A 21,987-nucleotide genomic window follows, 5' to 3' on the forward strand; every position below is an offset into this window, starting at 1 on the left:
GCAGAGAGGAATTCAGGCATGACGAGACCGTTTCGATTCGGGGTCGTTGCCCCGATCAGAACTGACCTGCCGACGTGGCTGGACCGGGTGCGCCGCATCGCCGACAGCGGCTACTCGACGCTGCTGATGCCCGACGTCCCGCAATGGCAACCGGCGCCCGGCCCAACGCTGGCCACCGCCGCGGCCCTTACCGATCTGCGCGTGGGCACCTGGGTGTATGCCTCCCCGCTACGCCCGGCTTGGATGACGGCATGGGAGGCGCACTCGTTGTCACTACTGACCGACGGTCGTTTCGAGTTGGGTATCGGCACCGGCAGGCCAGGAATGGAGGACGAGCTCCGTGAAAAGGGGCTGCCCGTCGTCCCGCCGACCGAGCGGTTGGCGCAGATCGGTGAGACCGTCAAGGCGCTGCGCGATCTCGATGGTCCCGAGCTGTACACGCCGGTGGCGATGGCCGTACGCGGTCCGAAGGCCCAGGCGTTGGCGGCCGAGGTCGCAGACACGGTCACCTTCGCACTGATGCCGGATGAGTCTCGGGTCGAAGTCGCGCGGCTGGCAAGTGACTTTCGCGCCATCGGTGACCTCGAACTCGCGCTGCACGTGCCGGTTATCGGCGACACTGTCGCGCCGTTCATGGCGCCTCCGGACACCGACCCTGCTGTGCTTCGCGCGGCGGACTCGCTGGCCATACTTCCGGATGACCCGGCGGCCGCCATCGAGGAAATCCAACGGCGACGGGAGGAGATCGGCTTCTCCTATTTCGTCTTCGGCGCCGACTGCGCCGAAAGGTTCGCTCCGGTCGTCGCCGAGCTCGCCGGACGTTAGTCGGGCAGCCGAGCGAGACACGGTGCGGCTCAGTACAAATGGCTGTCCGACCAACGGGTGAGCGTAACGGTCAGCGGACCCACTTTCGGGTCTACTGCTCAGCGGGCGGAGTCGGTGCCACGGTTTTCAATTGTCGGCACCCGGGCTAGGGATATCGCCTCCCGCCCGCACCGGGCGACGAGGTTGGGCGGCGGCGCGAGTGAATCGGGCCGCCACCCTTGGCGCCGGCCGAACGGGGATGTCCGCTCGGCCTTCACGCTCGCGGGCTAGTTCGATGGTCTCCGAAAGAGTGGCTCCCGCTCGTAGAAGCGCGATGGAGCGTTCGGTGAGGGCCTCGAGTCGCTGGTCGAGCGCGTTGAGCGAGTGGCTGACATCGTGAAGTTCTCGAACGGCCGTGATCGCGGCCTTTACGTCCGGGATTCGGTAGCCGCCTGCGCGAAGAACTGTGGTGATGCGGGCCTCGCGGATCGCCGTGAGGTGGTAGCGCCGCGCTGTGCCTGCGCGAGTGGCGGTCCGCTCAGGTGCCACCAGGCCGACCTTCTCCCAGAAGCGGAGTGCGGAGGCATTGACGCCCAGCGCCTGTGACAACTCTGTGATGGTCATGGAATCGGCCTCGACGGGCTCTGCATCGGTCGTTGCTTCGGCGCGGATGGCTTCCAACGCCGCACGAGCTACGAGTGTTTGCTCGCGCTCGCTGTTGAGGCGCACATGGAATGAGCAGACCAGCGATGCCGCCTGACCCGACGGGAGCGATCGAATCTCTCGCATCGCCCGACGTGCGTCGACCGGTCCCACAGCTGAAGCCAGGTCTCTGTAGGCGCGAAGGTTGCGGACGTGTACTTCGGAGAACTGTCGATAGCCGTTGGGCTTTCGCTGCGCGGTGGGGATGACTCCCAGGCTCTCTAGGTCACGGATCTGCTGTGCCGAGTAGCCGGTCGACGCGACAATAGCGGCGATGTTCATAGGGAACCCTCCATAAGCGGTTCAAGTACACGCTTGAACCATGAGTATGGAACAAATCCTCGAGACAGTCCGCACGTTCGACGGGGTTCTCGAACTCGCGCCCGCCGTTGGCAGCGAGTTCCCGGAGATTGCCTGGGGAGACCACTTCTTCTACTACGCACCCGATGGGCTGGTGCCGGAGCGCGAGCAGCCCTACGCGACCATCGTGACGAAGAACTACCCTGACGACACCCTTTGCGACCTCGACATCCCTGATCGATGGAGACTGAACATCCACGTCGGGAGAAGCGCGTTCATCGAGCTCATTGGCGAGGATCCCCGATCCGAACCAGCCTCGTGCGACTACGCAGCCACCGACATCGTCCTGCCTCATCCGGTCTACCGAGCACAGGGCTGGGTTTCGATCATCAATCCTGGGGAGAGCGCCTGCCGACAGGCGTTTCGCCTGTTGCGTGCGGCGCATGAGGACGCCAGGCGGCGCACCCTCAACAGGCGTGGCGCACAGACTGGTGACGCAGATTCGGGCCGAGACCGATGACCCACCAAAACGCGCCCGTTTCGATCGAAGGCCACCGTGTCGTCACCGACAACGGAACTGGAGCCGCGCGGCTTGTCAGGCCCACGCCGATGGAGGAACGTAGCCGACGGCGGCACCGGTTCGGCTCAGTAGCCGCCCCATGCGTTTGAGTGGGCGCAGCGTGACGTTCCGTTCATTGATTCGTAGCTCGGGAAAATTCTGCGTGAGGCGGGCTTCCGCGGGAACACAATCCTGGAGTGCGGACAGCCATTCGATCAGCAGGATGTTGTTTTCCGTGTCGGATATCGCTGTACACAGACGGATCTCCGGATGTTCCATCAGCGCGGCGCCCAAGGCGGCTACCCGCGCTGCGGGAAGCTGCGCACGGAAGCTGACCGAAACGGGCCAACCAGCGGCTGACTGTGCGAAATCGCAGCGAAGACGCAAACGGCCGGAACGGGTCAGCTCTGTAATCCTGCGCCGTACCGCAGTCTCGCTGAGGCCGGTGTCCATGGCGAGGTCGGCTGCCGTTCGACGAGCGTCCATCGCGAGTGCGTTCACCAGATTGTCGTCGGTGGCGCGACGTGGGCCGGGCGAAGGATGCACGCGGGTTGTGTCGTCGGTGAGCAAGGCGCGTTGCGCATGATCGAGTGCTTGCGGCTGCCATCGGCTGCCCTCCGCGTAGAGATGCAGACCGACGGCCATGCGCAGTTCCACCGCGCCGGGAAGGCTACCCAGCCATTGGGTGGCGAAGTCATCCAGAGCCGATTGATCTCGAGCACCGATCGAGAGTTGGAATTGGTATCGGCCACTGACGCGTTCGGCGCTGAAGATGGACGGGCACTGACACACGAGCTCGGAGATCGTCGCGACCGATGATGGTCGGCAGCGCAGTTGCGCATATCCGATGGTGGCGTCCTCCGGGGCATATGCGGTGGTCCAAGCAAGACCTGATTGCGTCAGATGGTGCCAGCGGCGAGCGGCTGTCGTCGCGTCGACGCCGATCGAGGGTCCGATGCGTGTCCATGGTGCGCGTGGGTTGATTTGTATCGCATTCACCAGATCCAAGTCACGTTCGTTGAACAGTTCGGATGTGGCGGATATCGGCGCAAAGGTGGCTGATTCGCCGGTATCCGGCGTTTCGGGGATGCGTCGTTCCATGGCTTCATTCTGGCATTCGACACGAAGGCGCAGGTGAGGGCCGGGCTACTACGGCATTGCCCAACCCGGTCGTCGGTGTTGCTGCTAAGAGGTAGACCGGTCTAGTGAGGAGATGTCGATGTCCGACAGCATCGTGTTCGGCGCAGCGGGTTTCATCGGCCGCGCCGTGGTTGCTCGCCTACTGAAACAGCAACGTGCGGTTACCGCCGCCGTCCGTCCCGGCACTGGGAAGCGGTTGACAAGCTGGTTGGACGAAAGCGCCATCGACCGCCATGGCCTCGAGGTCGTGGAATGCGACATCACAGCAAAGAACCTCGGCCTGCCCGAGGAACTCGATTCGTTCGGCATACAGGACGTGTACAACTGTGCCGCCCGCTTCGCTTTCGGCCTCGACCACGATTCGGCGTATGCGGTGAATGTCACCGGAGCGCTCAACGTCCTCGATTGGGCTACCGCGTGCCCGAAACTTCGGCGTGTCGTCCACATCACCGGTTACCGCATCGGCGTCGACGAACAGGACGAGAACTACCGCGCGAATGGCGCGTACGGAGCATCGAAGGTCGAGTCGGATGCGCTGTTGAGGCAGCACGCGGCCGGACGCCACATTCCCTTGACGATTGCAAACCCCAGCAGCGTGATAGGTCCCGGCCAATACCTCGGTCTTGCCCCGACGGTCGAAGATCTGTGGAATGGCAAACTCGCCGCGATTCCGGGCGGCAGCAAGACATTCGTCCCAATCGTCGATCTCGATTACTTCGCCGAATTCCTGACCAGCCTGCCCGCGCAGGACGGAACCGCGGGACAGTCGATCACGGTTCTAGACCAGCGAACACCGGTGCTACCGGATCTGATTCGCCTGCTGGCGACCCATATGAATGTTCGAGCACCCAAATTCTCGATCCCGGTTGGTGTGATCGAAAAACTTCCTCGTGCACTCACCGGAGCCGATCGGGAATCGTTGCGGTTCCTGGCTGAGGATCGGTACGACACCTCCGCTGCGAACGAAGTCGCACGAATCGCGGATATCACGATGCCGCCTACCGAATCCACATTACGTAGATGGACCGATCACCTCGTATCCAGCCGATTCGGCACGGTCGCTGCCGATCCGTCGGCCGGGTTTGTCGATGGGATGTGGGTTTCCGGGGACCGCAAGTCACCTAGTTATCTGTTTCTGCACGGCCTGCCACTCAACAGCGATTCCTGGGACGAGGTTCGCGGCCTGCTCGGTGCCCCGAGCCTGGCGGTCGACTTGCCGGGTCTCGGAAGATCCGCACCGGGTGAGATCGACGCCCTGCTCCCGCAGCTGATGAGCTCGGTCGACACTCGCCCGGTACTGGTCGGTAATTCCCTCGGCTGCGGACCCGTGTTGCGCTACGCCGCCGCACATCTCCACCGCATTTCTGGTGTTGTCCTGATCTCACCTCCGTTCCTCCAACAGCGAGCCGGTCTGTTGAAGAGGTCGCCACTCGCTACCGTGGCGCTGCATCGACTGTCCGCCAATGCATTGGCAGCCCAGCTCGGCGTGCCCGAGGGATCGTCGATATCCAGCGCCGCCACGGACCTGCGGCGAGGCCGGGTGGCAAACCGAACAATAGAAGCGTTGCGCCGAGCCAGTTCGCTCGAACGACGCGCCGAGTTGCGCGAGTTGCTCGAGCAGACCGAGGTGCCGGTGCGGATAATCGTCGGTTCCGACGACCCCCTGACGTTTGAAACTTTCCACAAGCAGACGGTGATTGATGGTGCGGGGCACTTTCCACAATTGACTCACGCCAGCCAGGTGGCCGCCGAACTCACCGCCTCGCATGAGTGACCACTGGCAGCAGATCTATCGGCATCTGCACGCCAATCCCGAGCTGTCGGGAGCCGAATACGCGACCGCCGCGTTGGTCGCGCAGGAACTGCGGTCGATGCCAGGCTGGGAGGTGACCGACCACGTCGGCGGCACCGGGGTAGTGGCCGTCTTGCACGGTGCACCAGGACCGGTGATCTGGCTGCGTGCCGACATGGATGCGTTGCCGGTCCAGGAACAGACCGACCTCGACTACGCCTCAACCGTTTCCGGAGTGATGCACGCATGCGGGCACGACCTCCATGTTGTCGCGTTGCTCGCCGCCTGCGCGGAATTGGCCACCACCGACAACGTGGCGGGGACAGTCGTAGCGATCTTTCAGCCCGCAGAGGAGACCGGTGCGGGTGCACGAGGGATGCTTCACGACGGCCTACTCGAGCGATTTCCGCCACCCGGCATTTGCCTGGGCCAGCATGTGACGCCGTTGCCCGCCGGCCTGATCACCACGCGCGGCGGACCACTGATGGCAGCTTCCGACAGCATCAGAGTTCAGCTGTCGGGAGTAGGTGGGCACGCCTCGAATCCGCATCTGGCCATCGATCCACTCTTGATGGCGGCGTCGCTGGTACTCCGCCTTCAAACGTTGACCGCGCAGCAGGCCGCCATACCCGCGTCGGCAGTGCTGACCGCAGGTTCTTTGCGGGCCGGCACCAGAGCGAACATCATCGCGGAAACAGCAGAGGTACTGCTGAGCCTGCGCACCTTCACACCGGATTCACGCCGACGGATGCTGGCTGGGATCGAGCGGATGGCCGCAGCGGAGGCTCAGGCCGCTGGTGCGCCCCAGGCTCCGGTGGTCGAGGTATACAACAGCTTCCCGCTGACGATCAACACGCCGGACGATACCGAACGAGTCATGGCGGAGCTCGTCGCCGGAGGTCTGTCGGTACTGGCGCTGCCCAATCCCGTCACCGCCAGCGAGGACTTCGGTCTATTGGCTACAGCCGCGGGCTGCCCGTCTGTCTTCTGGCATATCGGTGGCGCCGATCCCGCCCTTTATCGCACCGAGGATCAGTCGGCGGTGCTCGTCGGTGGCACGCTCCCACCCTGGATCCCAACGAACCATTCACCGCGTTTCGCACCTGATCCAACAGCGGCACTACCGCGAGCTGTGACCGCTCTCGTCAGCGCGGCGCGCGCTGAGCTCGAATTCGGCACCGTACACCCCGCCGACAACGGCCACCCTACCGTCCGCCACCTCGACAACGCCATCACGAGTACCGCGACTACATCGAGCCAATTCGCCCGATAGCGGGCCGCGTAGCCCGCGCGATCGGGATCATGTGTAGGTCATCTCAGGACCTCGGGTTCGGAGATCGTTGTTGGGATGTGACACCCGGAATGTCGAAACATGGTTTCGCGAGGCGACGGATGGCTATCCCCCGGAAACGCCGGTGCCCGCCACCGACAGCGATGATCACCGTGTTGGAGCTCGCCCTGCGTGCAACAGACGGTCCGCCATCACCCGGCTGACTGTCCCGACAGCGGGAAGGAACAGGCACATGCTGATGATCACTCCCACCGCCATCGAGGTCGTTCGCATTATCACCTCGGGGGACGGCGTACCGGAGGATGCCGGGCTGCGAATCTCCACGACGGACGGCGCCGCGACATTGCAGCTCGAGGTCGCTGCGGCACCGGCCGAGCAGGATCAGGTCCTGGATGCCGAAGGATCGCGCATCTTCATGAACCAGCAGGCCGCCGTTTTCCTCGACGACAAGATCCTCGACACCGGACTCGACTCCGCCGGCGAAGGCGGCTTCGTCATTTCCCCGCAGGGGCTGGACGCCTCGCCCTTCTGAACTGGGGCTCGATCGGCCGGGAGCATCCCCGTGGGTCTTGCGGGGGAGTGCAGATTATCTGCAACAAAACTATAGTTGGTGGTATGACTGCACTGGCGCCCAAGCGTGATGAGCCCGACCTGTCGTTTCTGCTCGATCACACGAGCCATGTGCTGCGCACGCGGATGGCGGCGGCGCTGGCCGAGATCGGGCTGACCGCTCGCATGCATTGCGTGCTGGTGCATGCCCTCGAGCAGGAGCGGACGCAGATTCAGCTCGCGGAGATCGGGGATATGGATAAGACCACCATGGTGGTCACTGTCGACGCGCTCGAGAAGGCTGGGTTGGCGGAGCGGCGGCCATCCACAACGGATCGGCGGGCTCGGATTATCGCGGTTACCCCGGAGGGGGAGAAGGTCGCCGAGCGGAGTCAGGAGATTGTCGATGGGGTGCATCGGGATGCCCTGGATGCCCTGTCGAAGGAGGATCGCGAAAACCTGTTGCGCGCCTTGAATTCCCTGACGGAAGGGCATCTCGCGGCACCGGTGGAGGTGTCGGCGGCGCGACGCGCCAGGCAATAGTCCGCTTCAGTATTGTCTGCAACGGAACTATCTAGTACGGTCTCTCTTGTTGGTTTCGAACGGGAGATGACCCATGACAATGTCCAAGCGCCTCGCCCTCGCCGTACTGTCGGCGGCGACGTTGATGACCATCCTCGACGGCAGCATCGTGACCGTCGCGATGCCCGCGATCCAGAACGATCTGGGCTTCACTGCGGCCGGACTGAGCTGGACCGTGAACGCCTACCTCATCGCCTTCGGTGGATTGCTGCTGCTGGCCGGGCGGCTCGGTGATCTGATCGGTCGAAAGACCATGTTCCTCACCGGAAATGCGGTATTCACTGTCGCCTCGCTGCTCGCCGGCGCGGCCACTACGCCGGAAATGCTGATCGCCGCGCGTTTCCTACAGGGCGTGGGCAGTGCTATCGCCTCGTCGGTGGTGCTGGGAATCCTGGTCACTTTGTTCACCGAGAATCGTGAACGGGCAAAGGCCATCGGGATTTTCAGCTTCACCGGTGCGGCAGGCGCCTCCATCGGCCAGGTGCTCGGCGGGGTGCTGACCGACACGCTGAACTGGCACTGGATCTTCCTCATCAATGTGCCGATCGGGGTGGTGACCGTCGCGCTGGCGGTGAAGGCCTTGCCCGCCGATCGTGGTATCGGGTTGTCCGCGGGAGCGGATGCCCTCGGTGCGCTGCTGGTGACCGGTGGACTCATGCTGGGGATCTACACGGTGGTGAAGATCGAGGCGTACGGCTGGACTTCCGCGCACACGCTGGGGCTCGGGGCGGTCGCGGTCGGCATGCTCGCCGCCTTCGTCGCGCGTCAGTTGACCACGCGTACGCCGCTGCTTCCGCTGCGAATCTTCCGTTCCCGCAATGTATCCGGCGCAAATCTGGTGCAGATGCTGACACTGTCGGCCATGTTCGCCTTCCAGATCATTGTCGCGCTGTACATGCAGAAGGTCCTCGGCTACAGCGCACTGGCCACCGGGCTGGCCATGCTGCCCGCGGCCGTCGCCATCGGCGGGGTGTCGCTGTTCGCCTCGGCTCGATTGATCACCCGCTTCGGTGAACGTGCGGTGCTGGTTACCGGATTGGTATTGCTGCTGGCCGGAATGAGTTGGCTGACAAGGCTTCCGGTGGATGCCACCTATGTCGTCGATCTGCTGCCGATGATGGTGCTGATCGCCGGTGGTGGGCTGGTGCTGCCCGCGCTGGCCACGCTGGGTATGTCCGATGCGGATGCCGAGGATGCCGGGTTGGCCTCCGGATTGTTCAACACCACGCAGCAGGTCGGCATGGCGCTGGGTATTGCCGTGCTGTCCACGCTCGCCGCCTCTCGCGCTGGGAGCCAGTTGGTTTCGGGTGCTTCCGAGGCCGCGGCATTGACCAGCGGTTACCGCTTGGCCTTCACCGTCGCGGCCGGGCTGTTGGCCGCCGCGCTGGTGGTCAGCCTGACGGTGTTGCGTCGGCCCGCCATCACCGCTGCCGTCCCTGCGGAATTCGCGACTCCCGCTCTCTGATCCATCCGGAATTCCTGCTGAACGGACTTCGTCATGCGTTTTCTTCGGGCCTTGGTGGTCGGCCTCTTCCTGCTCGCGGCCGCTGTAACCGCGCATGCTGCGCCGCTGGAGGGGGCCGGGTGGACCGCAGTGTGGGCGACTTCGGCACAAATGCCCAGTAAGACAATGGGAACCAACTGGTCCGAGGAGGGTTTCTCGGATCACACTCTGCGGCAGATAATCCGGGTGAGCCAGGGGGGTGTCGCCACCCGGGTACGGCTGACCAATCGATATGGCACCGAGCCACTGGCAATCGCCGGGGCCACGATCGCGGTGACCGACACCGGCGCAAATATTCGCCGGGATACCCTGCGGCCCTTGACCTTCGGCCTTGCCTCGGAATTCCGAATTCCGGCCGGGGCCGATCTCACCACCGATCCGGTGCCGCTGCCGGTCGAGCCCTTCCAGTCACTGACCATCACGCTCCACCTCGCCGGGCCGACCGGTCCGGCGACCCACCATGCACAGGCCCACGCGACCACCTACCGCGCCACTGGCGACCACCGCGCGGACGGCGTCGGCACCGCCTTCACCGAGACCACCCAATCCTGGTATTACCTGTCGGGCGTCGAGGTCTTCGATGTGCTCCCGCACCACTCCGGTGTGGTCACCTTCGGTGATTCCATTACCGAAGGCGTCCGCTCGACTCCCGACGCCGACAACCGGTATCCCGACGAGCTGGCCGAACGCCTTGCCTCCGAAGGCAATCCACGCGCGGTCATCGACCAGGGCATCGGGGGCAACCGGGTCACCGTCGACTCGTCCTGGCTGGGGGACAGTGCGCGACGCCGATTCCGCACCGATGTACTCGACCAACCGGGTGTCGGCACCGTCATCATCCTCGCGGGCATCAACGACATCGGGCTCAGCACCGACGGTCCGGGCGCTGCCGACACTGTCGTCCCCGTCTCCACCGACCAACTGGTAGCCGGGCATCTCGATCTGATCCGCCAGGCCCGAGCCAAGGGCTTGCGAGTAATCGGCGCGACCCTGACCCCCGTCTACGGCTCGCCCTACTTCTCACCTGCCGCAGAGTCCGCCCGCCAGGCACTCAACGAATGGATCCGCACCGCAGGCGCATACGACGCCGTGGTCGATTTCGATGCCGCCCTACGCGATCCGGTCGATCCCCAGCGCTTCGCCCCGGAATTCGACAGCGGCGATCACATCCACCCCGGCGATGCGGGCTATGCCGCGATGGCAGCCGCGGTCAACCCCGCCGAGTTCGGCTGACCAGCGGAGGCGATGGGGTAGCGCCGCCGAGTGTCCGGTCGGGTTGCCCCGTGTCGAATTCGAGAAGGGCGGCCTCGGCGATCATGTCTCCCCAGAAGGGGGGAGGACAGCAAGACGGCTCAGGAACTCATCGACTGTTGATTACCCGAATTCAGAAAGTCGGCGAGCAACGGCACCAACGTCGCCGGGCGGTCGAGGGGGATGATGTGGCCGCAGTCCTCGATCAGGTGCCCGGTCAGGGTGTCGGTGATGGGGCGGAGTTGGGTTTCGAGTGTGGTTCCGACCGGGTGGGATCCGATGGCCATCGTCGGCATGGTGAGCCGGGCGGTGTCGACTGCCTGCCGGATCTGATCGGCGCTGGTTGGCATCGCCCGGTAGTAGGAGAACGCGCACCGCAAGGAATCGGCGCCGGTGTAGGCGGCGACGAAGGCATCGCGAGTTTCCGCGGGTATGCCGCGGCCTTGGGTGCCGCTCGCCAGAAACCAGTCGAGGTAATCGGATTCGTTTCCGGCAAGGACCTTTTCGGCAAGGCCAGGGATCGCGTGAAAACCGAACCACCAAGGCGGGCCGCCGGCCAGAAAGGTTTCGGCACCGGGCAGCGTGCCCAGCAGCGATTCCATGAGCACCAGCCGGTTGACTCGTTCGGGCCGCCGCATCGCCAAGAGGAACGCCGGGGGAGCGCCGGCATCGATCGCGACGACGGAGGCGCTGGTTTCACCCAGGGCGTCGAGCAGCCCCTCGGCGTCGGCGGCGAGCGTGCCCGCGTCGTAGCCGTCGTGTGCTCGTGTGCTGGCTCCGAGGCCGCGTAGGTCCGGCGCGATCACCCGATGTCGTTGCGCGAGTGGGCCCATCACCTCGCGCCACAGCTGCCAGGTGTGCGGAAAGCCATGCAGCAGCAGGACCGCCGGTCCGGCGCCGGCGATCGCCACGTTCGCCTCGATGCCGTTGGTTGCCACCATCCGCACTGTGAGATCTGGCAGTTCGTGAGACATCCGATCCTCCGCTATTCGGTTACCGTTGGTTACTAGCTGACCGTAGGTAACCTGGGGTAGCCTGCCAAGACGGCACTTTTGATACAGGTGGTGAGCTCCAGGTGACTACCCGAACCAGCACGGGCCAGCGCGGGGATCTGTTCGCTCCGGGCTGCCCGACCCGCCGGTTGCTCGATCGGCTCGGTACCAAATGGGTGTCCATGGTGGTGAAACTTCTCGCCGAGGCCGCGCCCGGCGAGGTGCGCTTCGCCGAACTGCAGCGTCGGATGCCCGGCGTATCGCAGAAGATGCTGTCGGTCACTCTGCGAAACCTGTCCCACGACGGCCTGGTCGCCCGCCGCGTCGAACCCACCGTTCCGCCGCGCGTGCACTATCGCCTCACCGATCTCGGACTCTCCCTGGAGAATCCGCTGGCCGCACTACGGGAGTGGGCGGAGGAGCACATGGTCGAGATCGACACCGCCGCACACCGTGCTGGCTGACTCCGCATGCGAGAGCATGATGAGCGACACGCGGTGAGCTGAACATCGCTGCGAGGCGCGCCCGTGTTAGTTCTACCGATTGGGTGGACAGTTTCGCGGGCGCGATAGGTCGGCATGCGCGTCGTCGAAAATAGCCCAACCGTCGCGGCATCCGACCGCGCGAGCCTCGGCCAGCCATCCCGCTGCAACGGCGGCGTCGACAAACGCGCGAACCACGCGTGGCTGGTTAAGGTTCACCAGTCGGTCGTCCAGGCAAATATCACCGGCGGCGGACATGCCGCCGTCCGCGACCCAGCGTCCGTCGCCGGGCCCGAAGACCAACGACAGCCCGACCGTCGATCCGACTTGTCGTAGGCGCAGGACTTCCTGGCAGCCGTCTCTGTGCCGGTGGTAATTACTCCAGAGATACCGCTGCGCGCCGATGGTGAGAACGCGGCGGCGGTGCTTGGGCATTGCACCAGGCTAGGTGTGCATTCGCGATTCGGCCATTGCGCCCGTGAGAAGTACCGCCACTGTCTTCTACCGGACGACGAGAGCGCTGCGCTGAGCCCCGAGCGTGACCGGCAGCGCAGTTACAGATTGACAATCAGCGTTGATTTGTAACATGCTGTCGGAGATTTGTCGGTCATGACGAGAGGGTCCACCGATGACCGAGCACGCCCGGGTGGCGCTCGAATTGCTGCGCGACAGTAGTCAATTCAAGTGGTACGTGATTCCGCTGCTGCTGATCGTCGTGTACATCTATGCGACCGAGATCGAGCGGCGGAATTGGAATGTGCTCTTCGCCGGGCTCGCGCTGTGGGGCATGGACCTGTTCAATGAGATCTGGAACTCGCTGGTCTTCCACGCCACCGGACGAGCCCCGGTATGGGGCGCGACGGGGCCGACGGCGTATCAGCTGCTCATCGGCCTGAATATCGAGATCTGCTTCATGTTCGCCATCATGGGCGTGGCGGCCGCGAAGATGCTGCCGCCGAAGCAGACCCGCATCTTCGGTCTCCCGAACCGGCCGGTACTCATCGCGCTCAACTCCGCTGCCGCTGTCGGCGTCGAGGTGCTGCTGAACAAGGCGGGCGTGCTGACCTGGGACTGGTCCTGGTGGCAGCCGGGCTTCCCGTTCCTCATCTTCTGCATCGGCTACGTACCGTTCTTCGTCGCCTGTTTCTGGGTCCACGATCTGCCGACGGTGCGCGCCAAGGCCATCGCGGTCGGCGCGATCCTCGGCGTCAATGCTCTCGCCCTCATCGTCTTCGGAACCCTGGGATGGCTGTAGTGAATCGCACGGCCGAGCGTGCCGCCCTCATCGCGGCCGCTGGACTCGTATTCACCGGGCTCACAGCGCATCCCGGCGTGGTCGCGGATCCGGGTGGTTGCGTGCTCATCGGCACGGTCGGCACACCCCCGAAACCGGCGCTGATCAGAGTGCCGCAGGGCTAGCTGCCCTCCCGCCCGCCTCTGTGGCGCTGCCCGACCAGGTCTACTTCCGCACCTCCGTCGAGACCTTCAATCGCCGCTGGGCGTTCACCGCGCGTGATGGCATGCTCTATGTGAAAGAAGCCGCCGCCCAGGGGGATTGGCATGTCATGTCGCTGCCCGAATGTCTGGTGGGTCAGGTCGTCGGAGCCTCCGCGGACGACGACGAGATGCTGGCGGTGGATCGTGGCGGCCGCTTCTTCACCCTGGACCACGACTTCCGTATCGACGGCCTCGGTGTGACGCTGGCACGCACCCACTAGCCCGCATAATTCCTGGTCATCGGTGCGGCCGAGCAGGTGGTCGCACAGCTCGCGGGCCGTGGCGATCTCCGGACGGGGCGCGTCTACCGCACCGCGACCAGGGTCAGGCAGCTGGCCGGTGGGTCGACCAGGATGCAGAGGGCTGGGCTGCGGGTGGGGCGATAGCCTGCGGGGACACCGCCCTCGTCGACGAGTCGGGTGTAGGTGCCGACCGCGTCGGTGGGGCGGCGAACGAGGGCTGGGTCGGTTCGCACGTCGACGGTGTAGAGACCGAAACGTGGTGTGTAGCTGCCCCATTCGTAGTTGTCGGTGATGCTCCAATAGTTGTAGCCGATGACATTCATGCCGTCGGCCTTGGCGCGCTGGATCCAATAGACGGTGTCGCGCAGATGATCGCTGCGGGAGTAGCCATCGCCGCGGGGGCGACCGTTTTCGGTGGGCATGCCGTTCTCGACGATGTAGAGCGGCTTGCCCGGGAAACGACGCGAATAATATTGCAGCGCATAGTAGATACCCTCTGTGCGCAAGGGCAGGTCCCAGATGTTCTGGCCCGGCATGTTCGGAACCGAGGATCCGATGGCTCTGGTGATGGATCCGAGCAGTGACTGCACCGGGTCGTAGCCGAAGTAGTAGTCGATGCCGACATAGTCGAGCCGGTTCGCGACGCGGTCGAGGAAGCCCCCGTTGACCTCCGCCTCCGCCCCTGCGACGTAGCCGACGTTGCTGGTCACCTGCGCCCCCGGCTGGATCTGGTGGATGTAGTCGTAGATGGCGTTGTGCGCCTGGGCGACTCGATCCTGCATCTCGCCCGCGTCGGCGGCGCCCCTGCGGACCTCGTGCGAGATATACGCGGCAGGCTCGTTCACCGCGACCCACAGCGGATTGCGAGAGGCATAGCGATCGACCACCGCACGCATATTGGTCAGCCAATCCTCGACCATGCCCGGACTGCGCCAGCCACCGCGATCCACCGCCCAGCCCGGGTACACCCAGTGGTCGAGGGTGATCATCGGACGCATCCCCGCCCGCACGATATTCGCGATGACGGCATCATAGAAGCCGAACGCCCGCTCGTCCCAGACGCCCGGCGCGGGCTGCAATCGCGCCCACTCGATCCCGATCCGGAAGACCCGTACGCCGAGCGCGGCCGCCAAGTCGATGTCCGATGCGTTGCGGTCGTAGAAGTCGACCGAATCGTCGAGCGCGTCGTAGTCGTGGTGTGAAGGGATGTACCGCGTCCAATTACTGTCGGGCGCATGGCCTTCGGATTGGAAGCCGGAGGCGGCGACACCCCAGAGGAAGCCGGGGTCCACCGGCGCTATGGCAGCGGCCGATTGAATCGGCGGGGCCGCCTGAGAGTTCGTACACAGCAGCAGAGTCGACGCAGCAACGGCGAGTGCAGCGAGGGCATACCGACGAAACCGGAGTCGCATCACCTCAGGGTAACCAGGGTGTACCGTCGCCGTGCCCTTTGCGCGATAGCCGACATTTGTTCCGCGTGTTCGTCTACAGTGCGCAGATTTGCCAGGGACGTAGGAGGTTTCGTCCGTGGTGTCGATTCGAACCGATGCGGCTCCGCCGCTGCCCGCGAGTCCTGACCAGCCGCTCGACGCGCCGAACCGTCGTCGAGGCCCCGCGCCGGGGCGACGAGTCTTACGTGGCGTGGCGGGCACCAACTGTCAGGTCAGTGCCCGCGCACGTGGCTTGTAGCGTTAGTTCGCGTTGACCGTCGTCTTGTCGTCAGCGATCGAGTAGCTGATCGAGCCATGCTCGAAGTGGCTGATCTTTCCGCCCTCGATGTCCTGCTCGTCGGAAGTCGGGTAGCCCAGTCGGCCGCCCGCGCCGCCCTCGGCCTCCCACGCCCCACGGATAGCGCCGTACACGGTGTAGGTGCCAGTCGGGAGGCTGAAATAGATGACGCCGCCGGTGAATTCCTGGTACTTGCCGCCGTTAGGAGCGTCCTGCTCATCCGAGGTCGGCTCGCCCAGCGGGCTCGACGCACCGCCGGCTTCGTTGTAGTGGTCGCCGATAGTTCCCTTGGCCTCGAACGCCATTCGGTAGTTCCTTCCATCAGATATCAGTTGGCAAATGCCGCCGTCGACGCTATCGCAGGTTCATTGATTCCATGCGGCGACTCACGCGGCGATCAGCAACTGTTCACTCCGGATTCGCTGTGGCTCCGGCATTTCGCGCAATTCGGGCGGTGCGGGGACCGTGTGCCAGAGGCGGTCCAGCGGGATCTTCGCCGATGATGGCGATCGTGTTCGCGTGCAACAAGTTCGGCGACATCGGGACCGATCACTGCCCCTTGATGACGTGGTGCAGGCGGATCGCCGAGATCAGGAAGAAGATGCCGCCCAACGTTGCGTACCCGACGACCTTGCTGAGCGACGCATCGGGCCCGCCGGCCTGCAGAATGAAGCTTCCGCCTGCCAAGACCGAGATCCCGCCACTGAGGATCATCGCCCACTGGCCACCGAGCCGGTAGCGCAAGATCGCGACGACCAACTGCACAATGCCGGCGGTAATCGCCCAGATGCCCCACACCCGGAGGACGTCGGGAATGCCGGAGGTAAACGCGGCGGCCAATCCGGTCGCCGCGAGCAGGCTCAACACCATGTTGATGTACAGCGCGCCCCGTGGACCTTCGGCGCCCGAAGTGCGGTAGTCGATCACGGCCGCGGCAACGTCGAACAACGGATAGATCACCACCAGGGCGGCAACCCCGACCGCGGGGAGCGCCGGAGCCGCCAGCGTGATCAGACCCGCCCAGACGATGGCGAATCCGAAGCGGGCGTAATAGAGGTCGCGCAGCCCCTTGGCGCTACTGCGGTGGGCGGCGACAGTGTCGGTGCCGGTGGCATCGATGGACATAAAGTCTCACTTTCGATTATCAACTGAGATAGAACGATCGGTCTTGCGAAGTCTCGTGCGCGCGGCCCGCAATGTCAAGACAGATCGTTCTATCTACCGTCGTGGTCGATATGGATCTCATCAGCGGCAGCAGACGGAACCGAGCGTTCTATCTCTGTGTGTGTGCAAACCATCAGAGATACCGATCGTTCTATCCGCTAGGCTCGATCGGGTGGTGCACAACACTCGAGGCCAGGTCTCCGAAGCGCGGTCGAGGCTGCTCGCGACGGCCACCCGGCTCTTCTACGCGGAGGGCCTGCACGCTGTGGGGATCGATCGGATCGTCGCGGAGGCGAAGGTCACCCGCGCCACGTTGTATCGGCATTTTCCCAGCAAGGAAGACCTCGTCGTCGCGTATTTGCAGGGCGTTCACGACATGGAGCGCGAAGGCGTCGACAAGGCCGTCACCAGCGGCCTACCGGTCGTTGACGTCCTGCGAGCCGTCGCCGAATCGATCGCCGAGGGTATCCAGTCGGACCACTTCCGCGGATGTGCCTTCCTCAACGCGGCAGCGGAGTATCCGGACCCCGTACATCCTGTGCATCAGATGGTCCTCGCCCACCGCGAATGGTTCCGCGGCCTTATCGCTGACTTGTTCGCCCAGGCCGGTGAGGCGAAGCCGGAGCTAGCGGGCCGACACTTCGTGATGCTGCGAGATGGTGCGCTGGCCTCGGGATGCCTGTCGGGACCGACCGAGGTCTGCGACACATTCCTCCGGGGAGTCGACGGGATCCTGCAGTTCGACATCGACTCCGCGTCGAAGTAGAGCCATCGCAGGACATTGCGTGCGGCGTTGCATGTCGGCGGGCATTGTCCAGCGTTCGCAGTCGTTCGGCGTGTGCACGCGCGAGCGGTTCAGTCGACGGGATACCGGCCGGTGACGTCGCGATAAAGCTTCACCGCCAGCGGCACGCCCTGCTCGCGCGCGTCCCAGTCGGCGACCGCCGCGGCATGTCCGTCCGGGCGGAGGAGAACCAGAGTGTCGCCCGTGATGCCCAGCCGCCTGCGCACCCTATCCGCCGGGTCGAACAGGGCCCGGTCGCGTAATCCACTGTCGTGTGGCGCATCCCATCGACTCACCGCGTAGTGCCGCAGCGCGGGTGAGTGCTGCGGCGGAATTTCGGGGCCGCGACGGGTATCGGTGAAGTACAGCGCTACGAATGAGTCCGCCGCCAGGTCGTGCAGATAGGTTCGCCCACTGTCGCCGAAGAGCGGCAGGTCCGGCAGCCGATCGCCGGCTACCAACGGCCGCGGCGCATCGCCGCCACGGACGATCGATACATCGCCTGCCTCGGCCACCGGCAGCCGCACGCCGAGCAGACCGCGGGTCATCGCGGTTCCCCAGGTGCCGGCTCCGACCGGGCCGCCGGCGCTGGCCTTCTGCATCTGTTCGTATGCGGCCTGCGCCATTTGACCAGAACCCCGCAAGGCCACGGGCAGCTGCTCGGTCTCGTAGCCATCCAAGAGTGTGTCGTCGGCCCAGCCCCGTAGCACCCAGGCCAACCGCCAGGGCAGGTTGGACGCGTCGAGGACTCCCGTGTTGAGACCGAGCGCCCACATGGGGGTGATGAGGTGCGCGGCGTCGCCGAGCAGGAAGGCCCGTCCGGCGCGGTACCGGTCGGCCACCCGATGGTGCACCGAATACACGTTGCTGCCGAGCACCTCGAGTTCGTCCACCGCACCGATGAAGTGGGTCGCCTTCTCTCGAAGCTCCGCAACGGTCGGCTCGGGCTTGCCCGGTGCGAGCGGGAAAACGAAACGCCAACAGTGCGGTTGGCGAACCAGGATCATCCACTCGTCGGGATCGGCGAAGTAGGCGAGATAGGGGTAGTCGCGGGGATTGGAGACATCCAGATCGACCTTCACATCCACCAACGCGCACCGCTCCTCACGCGTATGACCGGGCGCGGGAATCTTCAGCTGCCTGCGGACCGTTGATCGCCCGCCGTCACAGCCGAGCAGGTAGCTCACCCGCTCCGTGCGCTCGCCGGTCGGAGTCTGCAACGTGATTTCCACGTGATCGCCTTCCTCGCGGAAGGCCGTGAGGCGATGCTCATGCCGGAGCGCGCCCGGCGAAAGCGCGTCGAGACGACCGGCCAGTGCCGGCTCCATCGCCTGCTGCGGGACGTTGACGACAAAGGGAAATCGGGTGTCCTCGGTGAGTGAGCCCATTTCCACGCCTGGCTTGGCCGCGTTGGTGGCACGGTCCACCTCGCCGATCTCGTCTATGCGGACCGACTGCCGCAGAACGTCGTCGAGCGCGCCGTACCTGTGCAGCACCTCCAGTGTGCGAGTCAGGGTCGTGCCTGCCTTCGTGTCGTGGGACAACGCGCCGTCCTCCTCGAAGACGACAACGGGCACGCCGTATCGGACCAGGCCCAACGCGGTGATCAGGCCGACCGGCCCGCCCCCGACAATGCCGACCGGCAGCTCACTCGCCATCGGTGCTCTCCCTCATTGTTTGTGGGTAAGCCCGGTCCCGCGTCAGCGTGGACCCGGACATGGTCGCCGCATCGGATAGCAGAAACAGCAGCGGGCCAAGGACATCCGCCGGCGTTCCGATGCCGGTTGTCCGCTGCCAATGCTCGCGTTCGGAGCCGGTGGGGTTGGCACGCTGGAACTGCTCGGTGTCGATGACTCCGGGATAGATCACGTTGACGCGGATGCCGGCCTCGGCAACCTCCGCGGCAAGAGACTTGACGAACGGTTCGATGGCTCCCTTACTGGCCGCGTAGGCCGCCGCCTGCCCCCGCCCGAACCTGGCGAGTCCGGATGAGTAGGCCACGATCGCGCCCGACCGCTGGGTGAGCATTTGGGGTACGACAGCCTGGCAGGCCCAGACAACGCCGTTGAGGTTCACGGCGATGGTCCGCTCCCACAGCTCCGCCGGGGTCTCGACGAGATCGACCCGCGGCTGTATCGCGGCACCGGCGATCAGGCCATCGATGCGACCGAAGGTGTCGACCACGTGGGCTACCGCGGTCACGACCGCGGCACGGTCGCTCACATCCACCGAAAAATGCAGCACCCGTCCGGAATCGAGATCCATATCGGGCAGGGAGTCGACGTCGAACACCACCGCGGTTCCGCCGGCGGCGGCGTAGCCCCTGGCGAGCTCAGCGCCGATACCGGACGCGCCACCGGTAATGATCGCCACCTCGCCGGTGGCGTCAAACTTCGCTCGCATCTGCTGGCTTCCTTCCGAATTTCGCAAGCCTCGGATTTCCCCCGACGACCACCGCGCCGATAGCCAGCACGGCTCCGGCGATCAGGAAGCCGGTGACGCCGGGGCCGTCCGGCAGCAGGCCGTCGATGAGCAGGGCCCCGAGGAGCTGCCCCCCATTGATGGCGAGCGCGACCAGGAATACGTCCAGCGCGCGCACACAGATCGCCAGGGCTGCGATGAACACCACCCCGATCGCGCCACCGCTGTACAACCACCAGTCCGTCGGCCAACTATGCGGCGAGAAACCTCCGAAGGCGGCGGAGCACGCGAGCAGCAGGACGATTGTGACGAGCCCAAGGCCGAAATGCACTGTGGTGGCGGCCATCGCGTCGCCGGCCGCCTTGATCAGGCGCCCGTTGAGGGCCATCTGGAGCGCCACCGCCACATTGACGAAGAAGGCCAGCGCGATGAGCGCTACTTCGATGTCGCCGACCGGTTTGCCCAGCTGGGTCACGACGATGCCGCAGACGGCGAGCGCCGCGGCGGCGGCGCGCATGGCCGTCAGCGGCCGTTTGCCGTTCGGGGAGACACCGAGCCGGTCGACCAGTAATCCGCCGAATATCTGCCCGGTCACCGCCGCCACTGTGAACACCGCGACACCGATGGTCGGCACCACCACGATGAACGTGGTCACCGAGCAGGCGCCGATGACACCCGAGAGGAATTGCCAGGCGGGCAGTCGCGCGGCCCTCAGTCGGCGAAGGCCGTCGCGGCTCGCGGGCCTCGCCGCGACTACCAGCGACAAAACGGTGAGACCGACGGCAAAAGAGATCAACGCGGCGAGCAGGCTCGAGTCCAGGCGCTGCCCGAGCGAGGCGTTGATGCGTATCTGGGAGGCAAGGACACCACCCGCGACCATCCCCAAGACCAAGGCAAGGCCGGTGGGAAGCTGTTTTGTCGCGGCGGTGGTCGAAACAGGGTTCTCTGTCATGTCGATCGACTCCGAACTCGGCCTGTCGAATCGACCGTGGCGAAGACCGGTATGTTTCGCACGGCCGCCAGGTACGGGGTGCCTTCGGTATAGCCGGTGCCGGTGGCGTCGCCGAGCATCCGCACCGCCAGCCGGTAGTGGGCGTTGCGCCAGCGAACCAGAGTGGTGGAGAAATCCGCCATCGCCGCGGCCAGCCGCACCTGGTCTGATTCGGCGAGATCGCCGGAGCGGCACGCTTGCGCGTAGGCGTCGTCGAGGGTCATGTGCTGCCCGGCCATCACTCGGCTGAGTACCTCGGGCACCGAATGGTATGCGGGTGAGTCGACGCGCTCGGCGTCCGGACGTCGGCACAGCGACTCGACGATCTTGTAGTTGCGCGACTGTATCGCGCTCGCGCCCTCGGTGAACTGGCGAAAGGTCCGGAATGACTCGACCTGCATCGTCGCAAGCATCGAGAACAGCGGCGCCGCCTCGCGCAGTGCCGTCTCGGAACTGGTGACGAAGTACATGGCTCGGTCCACTTCGCCGGCTGTCAGACTCGCTACGGCCCCGCGCAGGTGTATGGCCAGCAGCGCGAACGTAGTTTCGAACGCTTGCAACACTCGCAGGAACAAGTACTCGTCGTGCACCGTGTGCACTGGCAGGATACTGAGCTGCAAGGTGCGCCGCTCCGTTAACGACATGTCGGCGTACACCACCGCACAGGCCTGGCGTGCCTGGTCTGCATGCTCGATGGCCGTCAGCCCACCGTCCAGCGCCATTCGCGCCAGCGCTGGCTGGATCGACCGCAGCCCGTGCCAGACGCGCTTTGCGACCAGCCCCGGTACCGGTCGCATCTTCGGCAGCAGCGTGGTCTGTTCGTCGAGCGCGGCCAGCTCGAAGGCCAGTGCGTCGGCGACGAGTTGCGCTGTGAGCCGGTCGCATCGGGAGCGTGCGAAGGACGCCTGCTCCAATTGGTCATCGGCCGTTGGTAGTTCCAGTAGTGAGAGGGCTAGGTAGGTCGGATAGTCGTAGCGGTTGTCCGACTTGTCCAGCGCGATGTCGAGAAATGCCGCGAGCGTTCGTAAACGGGGCCACGGTCCATGCAATCCCGGTAGCACAGCGCGGGCCTCGCCGAGCAGTTTCAGCACATCGGTGGGCACGAAGTGCTTACCGACGCTGTGATAGGCGCGGATGACGGCCTCGTATGGGAATCGCTGGGAGTTCGGTTCGTGTAACCACGATGTCAACTCAGCCGTGCACATGGAGCCT

24 protein-coding genes are annotated in these 21,987 nt (G+C 65.0%); 13 read left to right on the forward strand and 11 right to left on the reverse strand.

Going from position 1 to position 21,987, the window contains the following annotated elements:
* Positions 1 to 18 precede the first annotated feature (18 nt).
* Positions 19 to 825, forward strand: coding sequence for an LLM class flavin-dependent oxidoreductase (locus ACLMAJ_RS19695; RefSeq protein WP_412015205.1), 807 nt, complete (start codon positions 19 to 21; stop codon positions 823 to 825).
* Positions 826 to 951: 126 nt separating this feature from the next.
* Here ACLMAJ_RS19695 and ACLMAJ_RS19700 read toward each other — a convergent pair whose 3' ends face one another.
* Entirely contained in the window at positions 952 to 1,788 is an 837-nt protein-coding gene (locus ACLMAJ_RS19700; RefSeq protein ID WP_412015206.1) for a MerR family transcriptional regulator, read from the reverse strand.
* 40 nt (positions 1,789 to 1,828) lie between these two features.
* Between ACLMAJ_RS19700 and ACLMAJ_RS19705 the strand changes: the two genes are divergently transcribed.
* Positions 1,829 to 2,326, forward strand: a complete 498-nt coding sequence (locus ACLMAJ_RS19705) for a DUF6194 family protein (RefSeq protein WP_412015207.1) — start codon at positions 1,829 to 1,831, stop codon at positions 2,324 to 2,326.
* Between the two features lie 75 nt (positions 2,327 to 2,401).
* On the opposite strand, the gene ACLMAJ_RS19710 is transcribed toward ACLMAJ_RS19705, so the two are convergent.
* A complete protein-coding gene (locus ACLMAJ_RS19710) occupies positions 2,402 to 3,466 on the reverse strand; it encodes an Lrp/AsnC family transcriptional regulator (protein ID WP_412015208.1) in 1,065 nt (354 codons plus the stop codon).
* 118 nt (positions 3,467 to 3,584) lie between these two features.
* On the opposite strand from ACLMAJ_RS19710, the gene ACLMAJ_RS19715 reads away from it, so the two are divergent.
* From ACLMAJ_RS19715 to ACLMAJ_RS19740, 6 genes are all read left to right on the forward strand, one after another.
* On the forward strand, positions 3,585 to 5,279 hold the full coding sequence (locus ACLMAJ_RS19715; protein ID WP_412015209.1) for an alpha/beta fold hydrolase: 1,695 nt from the start codon (positions 3,585 to 3,587) through the stop codon (positions 5,277 to 5,279).
* Positions 5,272 to 6,570, forward strand: coding sequence for an amidohydrolase (locus ACLMAJ_RS19720; RefSeq protein ID WP_412015210.1), 1,299 nt, complete (start codon positions 5,272 to 5,274; stop codon positions 6,568 to 6,570). The genes ACLMAJ_RS19715 and ACLMAJ_RS19720 overlap by 8 nt, the downstream gene beginning before the upstream one ends.
* Before the next feature lie 250 nt (positions 6,571 to 6,820).
* The gene (locus ACLMAJ_RS19725) at positions 6,821 to 7,120 is read left to right on the forward strand and encodes a hypothetical protein (RefSeq protein ID WP_412015211.1); all 300 of its coding nucleotides are present in this window, start codon (positions 6,821 to 6,823) and stop codon (positions 7,118 to 7,120) included.
* 83 nt (positions 7,121 to 7,203) lie between these two features.
* On the forward strand, positions 7,204 to 7,680 hold the full coding sequence (locus ACLMAJ_RS19730) for a MarR family winged helix-turn-helix transcriptional regulator (protein ID WP_412015212.1): 477 nt from the start codon (positions 7,204 to 7,206) through the stop codon (positions 7,678 to 7,680).
* Positions 7,681 to 7,753: 73 nt separating this feature from the next.
* A complete protein-coding gene (locus ACLMAJ_RS19735) occupies positions 7,754 to 9,184 on the forward strand; it encodes a DHA2 family efflux MFS transporter permease subunit (RefSeq protein ID WP_412015213.1) in 1,431 nt (476 codons plus the stop codon).
* Between the two features lie 33 nt (positions 9,185 to 9,217).
* On the forward strand, positions 9,218 to 10,456 hold the full coding sequence (locus ACLMAJ_RS19740; protein WP_412015214.1) for an SGNH/GDSL hydrolase family protein: 1,239 nt from the start codon (positions 9,218 to 9,220) through the stop codon (positions 10,454 to 10,456).
* 119 nt (positions 10,457 to 10,575) lie between these two features.
* Here ACLMAJ_RS19740 and ACLMAJ_RS19745 read toward each other — a convergent pair whose 3' ends face one another.
* Positions 10,576 to 11,448, reverse strand: coding sequence for an alpha/beta fold hydrolase (locus tag ACLMAJ_RS19745; protein WP_412015215.1), 873 nt, complete (start codon positions 11,446 to 11,448; stop codon positions 10,576 to 10,578).
* A gap of 101 nt (positions 11,449 to 11,549) precedes the next feature.
* On the opposite strand from ACLMAJ_RS19745, the gene ACLMAJ_RS19750 reads away from it, so the two are divergent.
* On the forward strand, positions 11,550 to 11,930 hold the full coding sequence (locus tag ACLMAJ_RS19750; protein WP_412015216.1) for a winged helix-turn-helix transcriptional regulator: 381 nt from the start codon (positions 11,550 to 11,552) through the stop codon (positions 11,928 to 11,930).
* A gap of 72 nt (positions 11,931 to 12,002) precedes the next feature.
* Here the strand turns inward: ACLMAJ_RS19750 and ACLMAJ_RS19755 are convergent, their stop codons facing one another.
* On the reverse strand, positions 12,003 to 12,383 hold the full coding sequence (locus ACLMAJ_RS19755) for a hypothetical protein (protein ID WP_412015217.1): 381 nt from the start codon (positions 12,381 to 12,383) through the stop codon (positions 12,003 to 12,005).
* Between the two features lie 193 nt (positions 12,384 to 12,576).
* On the opposite strand from ACLMAJ_RS19755, the gene ACLMAJ_RS19760 reads away from it, so the two are divergent.
* From ACLMAJ_RS19760 to ACLMAJ_RS19770, 3 genes are read left to right on the forward strand one after another with little or no spacing between them, the layout of a single operon-like run.
* Entirely contained in the window at positions 12,577 to 13,203 is a 627-nt protein-coding gene (locus ACLMAJ_RS19760; RefSeq protein WP_412015218.1) for a hypothetical protein, read from the forward strand.
* Complete coding sequence (locus ACLMAJ_RS19765) at positions 13,194 to 13,367, forward strand: hypothetical protein (protein ID WP_412015219.1); 174 nt, start codon at positions 13,194 to 13,196, stop codon at positions 13,365 to 13,367. The genes ACLMAJ_RS19760 and ACLMAJ_RS19765 overlap by 10 nt, the downstream gene beginning before the upstream one ends.
* A 20-nt stretch (positions 13,368 to 13,387) precedes the next feature.
* On the forward strand, positions 13,388 to 13,666 hold the full coding sequence (locus ACLMAJ_RS19770; RefSeq protein WP_412015220.1) for a hypothetical protein: 279 nt from the start codon (positions 13,388 to 13,390) through the stop codon (positions 13,664 to 13,666).
* An 83-nt stretch (positions 13,667 to 13,749) separates the two neighbouring features.
* On the opposite strand, the gene ACLMAJ_RS19775 is transcribed toward ACLMAJ_RS19770, so the two are convergent.
* The 3 genes from ACLMAJ_RS19775 to ACLMAJ_RS19785 all read right to left on the reverse strand — a co-directional run bounded on the left by ACLMAJ_RS19775 (position 13,750) and on the right by ACLMAJ_RS19785 (position 16,540).
* The gene (locus ACLMAJ_RS19775) at positions 13,750 to 15,099 is read right to left on the reverse strand and encodes a family 1 glycosylhydrolase (RefSeq protein ID WP_412015221.1); all 1,350 of its coding nucleotides are present in this window, start codon (positions 15,097 to 15,099) and stop codon (positions 13,750 to 13,752) included.
* Positions 15,100 to 15,378: 279 nt separating this feature from the next.
* On the reverse strand, positions 15,379 to 15,720 hold the full coding sequence (locus ACLMAJ_RS19780; protein WP_412015222.1) for an LGFP repeat-containing protein: 342 nt from the start codon (positions 15,718 to 15,720) through the stop codon (positions 15,379 to 15,381).
* 244 nt (positions 15,721 to 15,964) lie between these two features.
* Complete coding sequence (locus tag ACLMAJ_RS19785; RefSeq protein WP_412015223.1) at positions 15,965 to 16,540, reverse strand: hypothetical protein; 576 nt, start codon at positions 16,538 to 16,540, stop codon at positions 15,965 to 15,967.
* Between the two features lie 211 nt (positions 16,541 to 16,751).
* Here ACLMAJ_RS19785 and ACLMAJ_RS19790 point away from each other — a divergent pair, with 211 nt between their 5' ends.
* On the forward strand, positions 16,752 to 17,345 hold the full coding sequence (locus ACLMAJ_RS19790; RefSeq protein ID WP_412015224.1) for a TetR/AcrR family transcriptional regulator: 594 nt from the start codon (positions 16,752 to 16,754) through the stop codon (positions 17,343 to 17,345).
* An 89-nt stretch (positions 17,346 to 17,434) separates the two neighbouring features.
* On the opposite strand, the gene ACLMAJ_RS19795 is transcribed toward ACLMAJ_RS19790, so the two are convergent.
* From ACLMAJ_RS19795 to ACLMAJ_RS19810, 4 genes are read right to left on the reverse strand one after another with little or no spacing between them, the layout of a single operon-like run.
* Positions 17,435 to 19,021: an FAD-dependent monooxygenase gene (locus tag ACLMAJ_RS19795; protein ID WP_412015225.1), complete on the reverse strand. Its 1,587-nt coding sequence runs from the start codon at positions 19,019 to 19,021 to the stop codon at positions 17,435 to 17,437.
* Positions 19,011 to 19,766, reverse strand: coding sequence for an SDR family NAD(P)-dependent oxidoreductase (locus ACLMAJ_RS19800; RefSeq protein ID WP_412015226.1), 756 nt, complete (start codon positions 19,764 to 19,766; stop codon positions 19,011 to 19,013). Before ACLMAJ_RS19800 ends, ACLMAJ_RS19795 begins: the two co-directional genes overlap by 11 nt.
* The gene (locus ACLMAJ_RS19805) at positions 19,750 to 20,736 is read right to left on the reverse strand and encodes a DMT family transporter (protein WP_412015227.1); all 987 of its coding nucleotides are present in this window, start codon (positions 20,734 to 20,736) and stop codon (positions 19,750 to 19,752) included. The genes ACLMAJ_RS19800 and ACLMAJ_RS19805 overlap by 17 nt, the downstream gene beginning before the upstream one ends.
* Positions 20,733 to 21,980: a tryptophan 2,3-dioxygenase gene (locus ACLMAJ_RS19810; RefSeq protein ID WP_412015228.1), complete on the reverse strand. Its 1,248-nt coding sequence runs from the start codon at positions 21,978 to 21,980 to the stop codon at positions 20,733 to 20,735. The genes ACLMAJ_RS19805 and ACLMAJ_RS19810 overlap by 4 nt, the downstream gene beginning before the upstream one ends.
* Between the last annotated feature and the right edge of the window lie 7 nt (positions 21,981 to 21,987).

Source organism: Nocardia arseniciresistens (assembly GCF_046764875.1).
GTDB classification, from domain to species: Bacteria; Actinomycetota; Actinomycetes; order Mycobacteriales; family Mycobacteriaceae; genus Nocardia; species Nocardia arseniciresistens.